Origin of the sequence: Streptomyces niveus (assembly GCF_001723055.1) — a bacterium.
Lineage (GTDB): Bacteria > Actinomycetota > Actinomycetes > Streptomycetales > Streptomycetaceae > Streptomyces > Streptomyces niveus.
The window spans coordinates 1-11691 of record NZ_MDCR01000338.1; the positions used below are offsets into that span (position 1 = coordinate 1).

The 11691-nt window shown below is 71.0% G+C and carries 8 protein-coding genes; 2 read left to right on the forward strand and 6 right to left on the reverse strand.

All coding sequences use genetic code 11. From position 1 onward, the window contains the following. Positions 1–588: PucR family transcriptional regulator (locus BHU15_RS31325; RefSeq protein WP_141726917.1), on the forward strand; the 588-nt coding region annotated here is incomplete at its 5' end. Between the two features lie 448 nt (positions 589–1036). Here the strand turns inward: BHU15_RS31325 and serA are convergent. From serA to BHU15_RS31355, 6 genes are all read right to left on the reverse strand, one after another. Beyond that, positions 1037–2641 (reverse strand): phosphoglycerate dehydrogenase, encoded by a 1605-nt coding sequence (gene serA / locus BHU15_RS31330; RefSeq protein ID WP_069630220.1) that lies wholly within the window; start codon positions 2639–2641, stop codon positions 1037–1039. A 302-nt stretch (positions 2642–2943) separates the two neighbouring features. Continuing rightward, the gene (gene ilvC / locus BHU15_RS31335) at positions 2944–3945 is read right to left on the reverse strand and encodes a ketol-acid reductoisomerase (protein ID WP_023538454.1); all 1002 of its coding nucleotides are present in this window, start codon (positions 3943–3945) and stop codon (positions 2944–2946) included. 121 nt (positions 3946–4066) lie between these two features. After that, on the reverse strand, positions 4067–4594 hold the full coding sequence (gene ilvN / locus BHU15_RS31340; RefSeq protein WP_023538455.1) for an acetolactate synthase small subunit: 528 nt from the start codon (positions 4592–4594) through the stop codon (positions 4067–4069). Positions 4595–4629: 35 nt separating this feature from the next. Then, positions 4630–6516 (reverse strand): acetolactate synthase large subunit, encoded by a 1887-nt coding sequence (locus BHU15_RS31345; protein WP_069630221.1) that lies wholly within the window; start codon positions 6514–6516, stop codon positions 4630–4632. A gap of 211 nt (positions 6517–6727) precedes the next feature. Continuing rightward, complete coding sequence (locus BHU15_RS31350; RefSeq protein WP_079128498.1) at positions 6728–9688, reverse strand: putative bifunctional diguanylate cyclase/phosphodiesterase; 2961 nt, start codon at positions 9686–9688, stop codon at positions 6728–6730. 432 nt (positions 9689–10120) lie between these two features. Continuing rightward, positions 10121–11059 (reverse strand): 2-hydroxyacid dehydrogenase, encoded by a 939-nt coding sequence (locus BHU15_RS31355; protein WP_069630222.1) that lies wholly within the window; start codon positions 11057–11059, stop codon positions 10121–10123. Positions 11060–11211: 152 nt separating this feature from the next. Here BHU15_RS31355 and BHU15_RS31360 point away from each other — a divergent pair. After that, positions 11212–11691 (forward strand): aldo/keto reductase (locus BHU15_RS31360; protein WP_141726918.1); only part of this gene is annotated, 480 nt, incomplete at its 3' end.

Genomic DNA, 11691 nt, shown 5'->3' on the forward strand with positions numbered 1-11691 from the left:
GCGCCCCGTCCCCGGCCGGGCGGCCCGGCCGGGGACGGGGCGCGCAGGGGGGCCGACACGGACGCGCCGGAGGTCCCGACGGTCCTGGCGCTGCTCGTACGGCTCCGGTCGGCCGACGCGCTGTTGCCCACGCTCGACGCGACGTCGCGGCTGCGGGACGCCGCGGGCCCGGGAGCCACCGCCGGGGCGGCCACGCCGCGCCGGGGGCTGGCCGAACTCCCCGACGCCTGGCACGAGTCGGTCGCGGCGGCCCGTGCGGCGACGGTGCAGCCACGCTTCGGCCCCGTCGCCCAGTGGTCGGAGATCGGCCCGTACCGGCTGCTGACGTCCCTGTCCCCGGCGAGCGCCGTCGACCCGGCGGTGCGCCCGCTGCTGACGCCCGCGCACGCGGACCTGACGCGCACGGCGGAGGTCTATCTCGACCACGCGGGGCAGGCGGGGCGTACGGCGTCGGAGCTCGGCATCCACCGCCAGACGCTCTACTACCGGCTGTCGCGTATCGAACAGCTCACGGGCCTGGACCTGGCCGACGGTGAGGACCGGCTGCTGCTGCACATGGCGCTGAAGTCGGCGCGGCTCAGATCCTGAGCCGGGCGGCGTCGCGCTCGGTCCGGTGCTGGGCGGCGCCATGCCCAACCACTTCTGCGGGGCTCGGTCTTCTCGTTCCGGGGGCGCGGTTTCGGCTCCGGGGTCGTACTCAACGCCCTCGCCACCTTCGCGATGACGGGCTCGGCCCATTTCACCACCCAGTACCTCCGATCGGTGCTCGGCATGGGCACGTTGGAGGCCGCGCGGTGGAGTCCGGCCCCGTCCGTGGCCGTCGGTGCCGCGGCGGGGCTGCCGGACGCGGCGCTGGAATCCGTGCGCGAGACGCTGGGCGGCGTGACCGTCGTCGCCGGTCAACTCCCGCCCCGTCTTGGCGAGTCGGTGCTCGAAGCTTGGCGAGTCGGTGCTCTCAGTCGCCCGCGAGGCCTTGGTGCAGGGGAAACGGTGAGGGGCCCGGGAGATGATCCCGGGCCCCTCACCGTCGAACAGCTCAGTCGGTCAGATCCACCGAGCGCGCCGAGTTCGCGCCGATCTCGTCGGAGATCTCCGCCAGCACGGCCGGCGGCACGTTGTCATCGACGGAGAGCACGACCAGCGCCTCGCCGCCCTCCTCCGCGCGCGACACCTGCATCCCCGCGATGTTCAGCCCCGCCTCGCCGAGGATCCGGCCGACGGTGCCGACGACACCGGGACGGTCCTCGTACCGCAGGACGACCATGTGGTCGGCCAGGGACACGTCCACGTCGTACTCACCGATCGCGACGATCTTCTGGAGATGCTTCGGACCGGCCAGCGTGCCGGAGACCGACACCTCCTCGCCGCCCGAGAGCGTGCCCCGTACGGTGACGACGTTGCGGTGGTCGGGCGACTCGCTCGACGTCGTCAGCCGCACCTCGACGCCGCGCTCCTGCGCGAACAGCGGCGCGTTCACATACGACACCGTCTCGTCGACGACGTCCTCGAACACGCCCTTCAGCGCGGACAGTTCGAGCACCTTCACGTCGTGCTGCGTGATCTCGCCGTAGACCTCGACATCCAGCCGTACGGCGACCTCGCCCGCCAGCGCCGTGAAGATCCGGCCCAGCTTCTCGGCGAGCGGCAGCCCCGGCCGTACGTCCTCGGCGATGACGCCGCCCTGCACGTTGACCGCGTCCGGCACCAGCTCACCGGCGAGCGCGAGGCGCACCGACCTGGCGACCGACACGCCCGCCTTCTCCTGCGCCTCGTCCGTCGACGCGCCGAGGTGCGGGGTGCACACGACCTGGTCGAACTGGAAGAGCGGGGAGTCCGTGCAGGGCTCCTTCGCGTACACGTCCAGACCGGCGCCCGCGACGCGGCCCTCCTTGAGCGCGGAGGCCAGCGCCTCCTCGTCCACGATCCCGCCGCGCGCGGCGTTGACGATGCGCACCGTCGGCTTGACCTTGTGCAGCGCCTCGTCGCCGATCAGACCCAGGGTCTCGGGCGTCTTCGGCAGGTGCACCGTGATGAAGTCCGACACCGCGAGCAGCTCGTCCAGCGAGAGCAGCTTGACGCCCATCTGCGCGGCCCGCGCGGGCTGTACGTACGGGTCGTACGCGACGATCTTCATCCCGAACGCCGACATGCGCTGCGCGACCAGGACACCGATCCGGCCGAGGCCGACGACGCCGAGCGTCTTCTCGCTCAGCTCGACGCCGGTGTACTTGCTGCGCTTCCACTCCCCGTTCTTCAGAGCGGTGTTGGCCTGCGGGATGTTGCGCGCGGTGGCGACCAGCAGACCGCAGGCCAGCTCGGCGGCGGTGACGATGTTCGAGGTGGGCGCGTTGACGACCATCACGCCGGCCTTGGTGGCGGCGGAGACGTCGACGTTGTCGAGGCCGACGCCGGCGCGGGCGACGACCCTCAGCTTCTTCGCCGTGGCCACGGCCTCGGCGTCGACCTTGGTCGCGGAGCGGACGAGGATCGCGTCCACGTCGGCGATGGCGGGCAGCAGTTCGGCGCGGTCCGCGCCGTTGCAGTGGCGGATCTCGAAGTCCGGACCGAGCGCGTCGACGGTGGCGGGCGACAGCTCTTCGGCGATGAGTACAACCGGCTTTTGATTGGAACGCGAGCTCACGTGGGTCCTCACAAGTCCATTGCGGACGGCCGTCCCGACGGCCGCAGGCGGCGGAGGGTGCCAGGCCCTGGTCCGGGCCTGATCGCGTGGAAGACGCACGACATTGTGGGCCTGACGCGGATGTATGCAGCAGTGTAGTGGTGCGGACAGCGGCCGTTTCCCGTCCCGGCGGGCAGATCACCCGTACGTGGTCGGGCCGTGGTCGGGCCCGGCACAAGCGCTTGCTCACCGGCTGTCCGGCGACCGGTCGCACCACCGTTCCGGTGCCGGGCCCGCGCTGCGGACCCGGCACCGGGGACGTGTCAGACGTCGTCGTTGTCGACCCAGCTCATGAGCTTGCGCAGCTCACGGCCCGTGCTCTCCAGCAGCGAGTCGCTGTCGGCCTTCTTGTACTCGTTGTACTTCTTCAGACCGCCGTGGTACTCGTCCATCCAGTTCTTGGCGAACGTGCCGTCCTGGATCTCGGCGAGGACCTTCTTCATCTCGGCCTTGGTCTGGTCCGTGATGATCCGCGGGCCGGTGACGTAGTCGCCCCACTCGGCGGTCTCGGAGACCGACCAGCGCATCTTGTCCAGGCCGCCCTCGTACATCAGGTCCACGATCAGCTTCAGCTCGTGGAGGCACTCGAAGTACGCGATCTCCGGCTGGTAACCGGCCTCGACCAGCGTCTCGAAGCCGGCCTTGACCAGCGCGGACGTACCGCCGCACAGGACGACCTGCTCACCGAAGAGGTCGGTCTCGGCCTCCTCGCTGAAGGTCGTCTTGATGACACCGGCGCGGGTGCCGCCGATGCCCTTGGCGTAGCTCAGCGCCAGCTCGAAGCCCTTGCCGGTGGCGTCCTGCTCGACGGCCGCGATACACGGCACGCCGCGGCCCTCCTCGTACTGCCGGCGGACCAGGTGGCCGGGGCCCTTCGGGGCGACCATCGCGACGTCGACGCCCGCGGGCGGCTTGATGAAGCCGAAGCGGATGTTGAGGCCGTGACCGAAGAACAGCGCGTCGCCGTCCTTCAGGTTGTCCTTGATGGACTCCTCGTAGACCTGCGCCTGGATCGGGTCCGGCACCAGGATCATGATGACGTCGGCCCAGGTGGCCGCCTCGGCGGGCGTCACCACGCGCAGGCCCTGCTCCTCGGCCTTCGCCTTGGACTTGGAACCCTCGTGCAGGCCGACCCGGACGTCGACACCCGAGTCACGGAGCGACAGCGCGTGGGCGTGGCCCTGGCTGCCGTAGCCGATGACCGCGACCTTGCGGCTCTGGATGATGGACAGGTCGGCATCGTCGTCGTAGAACAGCTCGGCCACTGGGTCTTCTCCTTGGTGTGCAACTGGGGTTTCGCTGGGCCCACCGTACGGCGGGGCGGGTAAAGGGAGCCTCACGGTCTCGGCATGCGAACGGGACGCGTGTACGGCTCCGCGGACGGGGCTACGCGCTGCGGTCGAGCGCCCGCAGGCTGCGGTCCGTGATGGACCGCGCGCCACGCCCTATGGCGATCGTGCCGGACTGCACGAGCTCCTTGATGCCGAACTGCTCCAGCATCTTGAGCATCGCGTCGAGCTTGTCACTCGAACCGGTGGCCTCGATGGTGACGGCGTCGGGTGAGACGTCCACCGTCTTGGCGCGGAAGAGCTGCACGATCTCGACGATCTGGGAGCGGGTCTCGTTGTCGGCGCGGACCTTCACCAGGACGAGCTCGCGCTGGATCGCGGCGCCGGGCTCGAGTTCGACGATCTTCAGGACGTTGATCAGCTTGTTGAGCTGCTTCGTCACCTGTTCGAGCGGCAGGTCCTCGACATTGACCACGATGGTGATGCGGGAGATGTCGGGGTGCTCGGTGACACCCACCGCGAGTGAGTCGATGTTGAAGCCGCGCCGGGAGAACAGGGCGGCGATCCGGGCGAGGATGCCGGGGGTGTTCTCCACGAGGACGGAGAGGGTGTGTTTCGAGGACATTTTCGTCGTTCTTTCTCTCGCTCTCGGCATCCGGCTCAGTCGTCCAGGCCGTCGCCGAAGTCGGGGCGCACACCCCGGGCGGCGAGGACCTCGTCGTTGGAGGTGCCCGCGGCGACCATCGGCCAGACCTGGGCGTCCTCGTGGACGATGAAGTCGACCACCACGGGGCGGTCGTTGATGGAGTTGGCCTTGGCGATCACGGCGTCCAGCTCGTCCGGGGACTCGCAGCGCATCGCGACGCAGCCCATGGCCTCGGACAGCTTCACGAAGTCCGGGATACGGGTGCCGCCGTTGGGCTTGGCGTCGTCCGCGCGGCCGGATCCCTCGAAGGAGCCGCCGGCGGCGACGTCGGGGCCGCTGTGCAGGACGGTGTTGGAGTAACGCTGGTTGTAGAAGAGGGTCTGCCACTGGCGGACCATGCCCAGCGCGCCGTTGTTGATGATCGCGACCTTGATGGGGATGTTGTTGAGGGCGCAGGTGACCAGTTCCTGATTGGTCATCTGGAAGCAGCCGTCGCCGTCGATCGCCCACACGGTGCGGTTCGGCTGTCCCGCCTTGGCGCCCATCGCGGCGGGGACCGCGTAGCCCATCGTGCCCGCGCCGCCGGAGTTGAGCCAGGTGGCGGGCTGCTCGTAGTCGATGAAGTGGGCGGCCCACATCTGGTGCTGGCCGACGCCCGCCGCGTAGATCGTGTCGTCCGGGGCCAGTTGGCCGATGCGCTGGATGACCTGCTGCGGGGAGAGACTGCCGTCGGCCGGCTGGTCGAAGCCGAGCGGATACGTCTCGCGCCAGCGGCTGAGGTCGCGCCACCAGGCGCTGTAGTCACCGACGTTGCCCTCGGTGTGCTCGGCCTGGACCGCCTGGACGAGGTCGGCGAGGACCTCGCGGGCGTCGCCGACGATCGGCACGTCGGCGGCGCGGTTCTTGCCGATCTCGGCGGGGTCGACGTCGGCGTGGACGATCTTGGCGTACGGGGCGAAGCTGTCCAGCTTGCCGGTGACACGGTCGTCGAAGCGGGCTCCGAGGGCGACGATCAGGTCGGCCTTCTGCAGCGCGGTGACGGCGGTGACCGCACCGTGCATGCCCGGCATTCCCACGTGCAGCGGGTGGCTGTCGGGGAACGCGCCCAGCGCCATCAGGGTGGTGGTGACGGGGGCGTTGGTCAGTTCGGCGAGCATGCGCAGTTCGGCGGTGGCACCGGCCTTGATGACGCCGCCGCCGACGTACAGCACCGGCCGCTTGGCCTGGGTGATCAGCTTGGCGGCCTCGCGGATCTGCTTGGCGTGCGGCTTGGTCACCGGGCGGTAGCCGGGCAGTTCCTGGGTGGGCGGCCAGCTGAAGGTGGTCTTCGCCTGGAGGGCGTCCTTGGCGATGTCCACCAGGACGGGTCCCGGGCGGCCCGTGGAGGCGATGTGGAACGCCTCGGCGATGGTGCGCGGGATGTCCTCGGCCTTGGTGACGAGGAAGTTGTGCTTGGTGATCGGCATGGTGATGCCGCAGATGTCCGCCTCCTGGAAGGCGTCCGTGCCGATGGCCTTGCTGGCGACCTGGCCGGTGATCGCGACGAGCGGCACGGAGTCCATGTGCGCGTCGGCGATCGGGGTGACCAGGTTGGTGGCGCCGGGGCCCGAGGTGGCCATGCAGACGCCGACCCGGCCGGTGGCCTGCGCGTAGCCGGTGGCCGCGTGGCCCGCGCCCTGCTCGTGGCGGACCAGGATGTGCCGGACCCGGGTGGAGTCCATCATCGGGTCGTAGGCGGGGAGGATGGCGCCGCCGGGGATGCCGAATACCGTGTCGGCGCCCACTTCCTCAAGAGAGCGGATGAGGGACTGCGCGCCCGTGACGTGTTCCACGGTGGCGGACGAGGGTCCGCCGTTACGGGCGCGCGGCGTCGGGTGGGCCCCGGTGGCCTGCTCGGTCATCGTCATTCTCTTCTCGAAGCTGAGGGTTTTTGCGGGGGTTTGGGCGGTACCGGTACAACAAAAAACCCCTCGTGCCGGGAGGCAGGCGAGGGGAGCGCGTCGGGTGCGGTCAACAGGGCCGGTGGTGGGCACTGCTTCAGCCGACGCGCTGTCCAAGTACGAGAATTCGGGTGCGCATGGCATTGACCCTCCCTCTGACGCGCCACCACTGTCAAGTGGGTGGGACTGGCGTCTCAACATTTGAGCGCAGGGAGGGTCGGGTGGCGGGCCGGGGGATCATGTCGGGGGTGGCCGCGCGCGTACGGCGCACGGGCAGCGAGCCGCCGGTCAGCACCGGTAGCGGGGCGGCGCCGGGGAGCGGGTAGTCGCCGCGGATCAGGGCGCGGCGCAGCCGGTACTCGTCCAGGGGGCCGGAGAAGGCCATGCCCTGGCCGTGGGTACACCCCATGGCACGGAGCGCGAGCACCTGTTCCGGTACGTCGACGCCGTCGGCCACCGAGACCATGCCCAGGTCGCAGGCGATCCGCAGCAGCCCCGCCGTGATCTTGTGCAGTCTGGCGGACTCGACGACCCCCTCGACCAGACCGCGGTCCAGTTTCAGTACGTCGACGGGGAGCCGGCGCAGTGCGTTGATCGCCGCGTAGCCGCTGCCGAAGCCGTCGAGCGCGATCCGTACGCCGAGACGGCGCAGGGCGACCAGGCGGTGCTCCAGCTCGTCGAGGGACGTACGGGGGTCGCTGTCCGCCAGCTCGATCAGCAGGGCGCCGGAGGGGAGCCCGTGGCGGGTCAGCAGGGCTTCGATGGAGCCGAGCGGCATGGAGCGGTCGAGCAGCCTGCGGGCGGAGAGGCGGACGGTGACCGGGACCAGATGGCCCGACCGTCCGCGCTCGGCGGCCTGCGCGACGGCTTCTTCAAGAAGCCAGCGGCCTAACTCGGCGGTGCGGTCGCTGTCGTCGGCGACGCGTAAGAACTCGGCGGGTGTGAAGAGAACCCCTTGGGCGGAGCGCCAGCGGGCCTGGGCCGCGACGGCGGAGATGTGTCCGTCGGCGAGGTCCACCACGGGCTGGTGCAGCAGGGCGAACTCGCCGTCGCGCAGGGCCGTGCGGAGCTTGATCGCCAGTTCGGTCCTGCGGACCACGTCGGCCTGCATCTGGGGCGCGTACAGCTCGACGCGGTCCTTGCCGCCGGCCTTGGCGCGGTACATGGCGAGGTCGGCGTTGCGCATGAGGTCGGTGGGGGTGATGCCCGGTTCGGCGAAGGCGACTCCGATGGAGGCGGCGACCCGGACATCGTTGCCTTCGATGCGGTACGGCTGCGAGAGCCTGAGCCGCAGCCGGTCGGCGATGTCGTGGACCTGGTACTCCCGGGCGGTGTGGTCGTCGGCGCCGTCGCCGAGGATGAGGGCGGCGAACTCGTCCCCGCCGAGGCGGGCGGCGGTGTCCCCGGCCCGTACCGAGTCCTGGAGACGGTGGGCCGCGTGGATGAGCAGTTCGTCGCCGACCTGGTGGCCGAGGCGGTCGTTGACGCCCTTGAAGCCGTCGAGGTCGATGAAGAGCACCGCCGTGCCGGGGTCGCCCGCGCGGCGGCCGGAGAGCGACTGGCGGACCCGCTCGGTGAACAGCGCGCGGTTGGGCAGGTCGGTGAGCGGGTCGTGCTCGGCGTTGTGCTGCAACTGGGCCTGGAGCCGTACGCGTTCGGTGACGTCGCGGCTGTTGAGGATCAGGCCGCCCTGGTGCCGGTTGACCGTGGACTCCACGTTCAGCCAGTCGCCGGTGCCCGATTTGAAGCGGCATTCGATGCGGGTGGTGGGCTCCTCCTTGGGAGGGGCGGCGAGGAAGCGGCGCACCTCGCGTTTGACGCGGCCCCGGTCGTCCGGGTGGATGATCGATTCCAGCGGGGCGCCGACCAGGCCGTCCGCCTCGCGTCCGTAGACGCCGGCCGCCGCGGGGCTGACGTAGTCGAGGGTGCCCTCGGGCCCGGCGATCATGATGACGTCGCTCGATCCCTGGACCAGGGAGCGGAAGTGGTTCTCCTTCTGGGCCAGTTCATGGGTGAGCGCGATGTTGTCGACGAGCATGATGCCCTGCCGTACGACCAGGGCGAGGACGACGGTGCAGCCCGTGAGGACCACCACGCGGTCGACGCGGCGGCCCTCGATGACGTTGTACAGGATTCCGAGCGTGCACACGGCGGCGGCGAGATAGGGCGTGAGGGCGGCCAGGGAGCCCGCGATCGGTCTGCTGGAATGCCGGGGCTGGCGTGGGGGCAGCGGCAGCTCCGGGGCGCTCTCGGCGGCCCTGCGGACGCCCCAGGGGGCGTAGGCGAGCAGCAGGGACCCGGCGAACCAGCCCGCGTCGAGCAGCTGGCCCGAGCGGTAGGTCTCCCGGAGCAGCGGGGAGGTGAACAGGGCGTCGCACAGGACCGTGAGGGCGAGGGCGGCGATGGCGGAGTTGATCGCCGTACGGCTGCCGGTCGAGCGCCGGAAGTGCAGGGCGAGCACCATGCTGACGAGCACGATGTCCAGCAGCGGATAGGCGAGGGAGAGCGCGGCGTGGGCGACGGTCTCGCCGTCGAAGTGCGTGGTGTGCGCGAGGGCCAGGCTCCAGGAGAGCGTGAGGAGCGAGCCGCCGATCAGCCAGGCGTCGAGGCCCAGACAGACCCAGCCGGCCTTGCTGACGGGGCGCTTGGCGAGGACGAGCAGACCGACGATGGCGGGCGGCGCGAAACAGAGGAAGAACAGGTCGGCGAGGGAGGGGCTCGGTACGGGCCGGTCGAGCACGACCTCGTACCAGCCCCAGACCGCGTTCCCGCCGGCGGCCATGGCGGAGGAGAGCGAGAAGAGCAGCCAGGCGGGCCGGAAGCGGCTGTCGTCGGTGCGGGCGTAGAGGAAGCAGGAGACCGCGGCGATGAAGGCGGCGATGCTGAGGCCGAAGTCGCCCATGAACAGGGCCAGTTCGCGGGAGCCCCAGCCGAGGGCCGCGCCGGTGGCGTACCCGCCGCAGACGAGGGCGAGGAGGAGTTGGGTGAGCAGGCCGGTGGCGCCTCCGCCGTTGCCGGGGCCGCCGGCGGCTCCGCCGTCCCCGCCGCCGCCCGGACCGCTGCCGGGACCGCCGTGCGGACCACCGCCGTCCGGGGCGGCGCGGTGGCCGAGGAGCACCTCTGGGGCGCTCATGGGGTCACCTCGGGGGGTGTCTCCGTCACCGCCGACGCGCCGGGTCCGGGCGCCGACGGGATCCGCGTCGGTGAGAGGCGCGTCTCCGGGGGGCGGGCCGCCCGGGCGTGGGCCGTGGTGGTGGCGTGCCCCGTCGTGACGCGCGTCGTCGTGGCACGGGGCGGCGCCGTGGCGGGCGCCGTGACCGGCCGGCCGCACGTCGGCGGGTCCGAAGACCGCCGTGGGCGGCCCTTCCGCGTCGGATCGTTCGTCCATCGGCAGTACATCGCCCGTCGCCCCCCTCGGATTCGGATCGCTCCGCCGCGCCGTTCCTCGTTCGACGCGACCCCCAGATCGGGACGATACACCAGAGTCGTCACTCAGGGACATAGTTCTCCTACTCTCCGTGACGAGCAGGGCAGTTGTCGTTCCCCGGTGCGGATCGACGGAGGCTCAGCCGGTGGTGAGCACTTCGTTGCGCAGGGCTTCTCCCGCGGCGTAGCGGGTGAGTTGGTCGGCGAGCAGTCGCCTGGCGCGCGGCATGAAGGCCGAGGTGGATCCGCCCACGTGGGGGCTGATGAGGACACCCGGAGCATGCCAGAGAGGATGACCCGGCGGGAGTGGTTCCGGATCGGTGACGTCCAGCGCGGCCCTGATCCTTCCGCTTTCCAGTTCCGCGAGAAGCGCCTTGGTGTCGGTGACCTGGCCGCGCGCGACGTTCACGAAAAGTGCGCCGTCCTTCATGCGGGCCAGGAAATCGGCTCCCGCCAGGCCTTTCGTCTCCTCGGTGAGCGGTGTCGACACGATGACGACGTCCGCTTCGGGCAGCAGGGCCGGGAGTTCGGCGAGTGCGTGCACGGGGCCGCGCTCGGTGGCACGGGCGGAGCGCGCCACGCGCGCCACCCGCGCACACTCGAACGGCGTGAGCCGGTCCTCGATGGCGGCGCCGATCGAGCCGTAGCCGACGATCAGTACGGACTTGTCGGCCAGCGCGGGGTAGAAGCCGGAGCGCCACTCCTCGGCGTCCTGGCCCCGGACGAAGCCGGGTATGCCGCGCAGGGACGCGAGGACGAGCGCGAGGGTGAGTTCGGCGGTGCTGGCCTCGTGGACGCCCTTGGCGTTGCACAGGCGTACGCCGGAGGGCAGCGAGCCGAGCCCGGGGGCGACGTGGTCGATGCCGGCCGACAGGGTCTGTACGACGCGCAGGGACGTCATCGCGGCGAGCGGCCGGAGCGCGACGTCCATGCCCTTCATGTACGGGACGACGTAGAAGGCGCAGTCGGCCGGGTCCGCGGGGTAGTCCGCGGCCCCGTCCCAGTGCCGGTAGTCCAGGCCGTCGGGGAGACCTTCGATCTCGTCGGCGGGGATCGGCAGCCACACGTCTGAAGTCATGGTCAGGAGGCTATGCGAAGCCCTGGGGGTGTTGAAGGGCCTCCCGAGGACCGGACCGGCCGGTCGTCGGCGCATGAGGTTAGCTGGAGGGTGCCCGACGGCGGTTCGTCCGGCGTGGGCGGGCGCGCGAGGAAGCGGGAGGGGCGGGGCAGTTGGAGCGCAGGACGATCGGTGCCACGGCACTCACGGTGGGCGCCGTGGGTCTCGGCTGTATGCCGATGAGTTGGGCCTACAGCGCCTCCGAGCAGCGGGGCGACCGTTCGTCGCGCACCGTGCACGCGGCGCTCGACGCCGGTACGACGCTGCTCGACACGGCCGACATGTACGGCCCGTTCACCAACGAGCTGCTGCTGGGGCGGGTGCTCGACGGACGGCGTGAGGACGCCTTCGTGTCGACCAAGTGCGGCCTGCTGGTGGGCGACCAGCACATCGTCGCCAACGGGCGTCCCGGCTATGTGCGCCGGGCGTGCGACGCGTCGCTGCGCCGGCTGCGGACGGATGTGATCGACCTGTACCAGTTGCACCGGGCCGATCCGGAGGTGCCGGTCGAGGAGACCTGGGGCGCGATGGCGGAGCTGGTGGCGGCGGGGAAGGTGCGGGCCCTGGGGATGTGCGCGGTGGACGCCCGCGCG

Bases quoted from the DNA above. Each gene is read 5' to 3' on its own strand.
- BHU15_RS31350 (WP_079128498.1), bottom strand. From the start codon at position 9,688: ATGAGCGCCCCAGAGGTGCTCCTCGGCCACCGCGCCGCCCCGGACGGC.
- ilvN (WP_023538455.1), bottom strand. From the start codon at position 4,594: ATGTCCTCGAAACACACCCTCTCCGTCCTCGTGGAGAACACCCCCGGC.
- BHU15_RS31345 (WP_069630221.1), bottom strand. From the start codon at position 6,516: ATGACCGAGCAGGCCACCGGGGCCCACCCGACGCCGCGCGCCCGTAAC.
- BHU15_RS31355 (WP_069630222.1), bottom strand. From the start codon at position 11,059: ATGACTTCAGACGTGTGGCTGCCGATCCCCGCCGACGAGATCGAAGGT.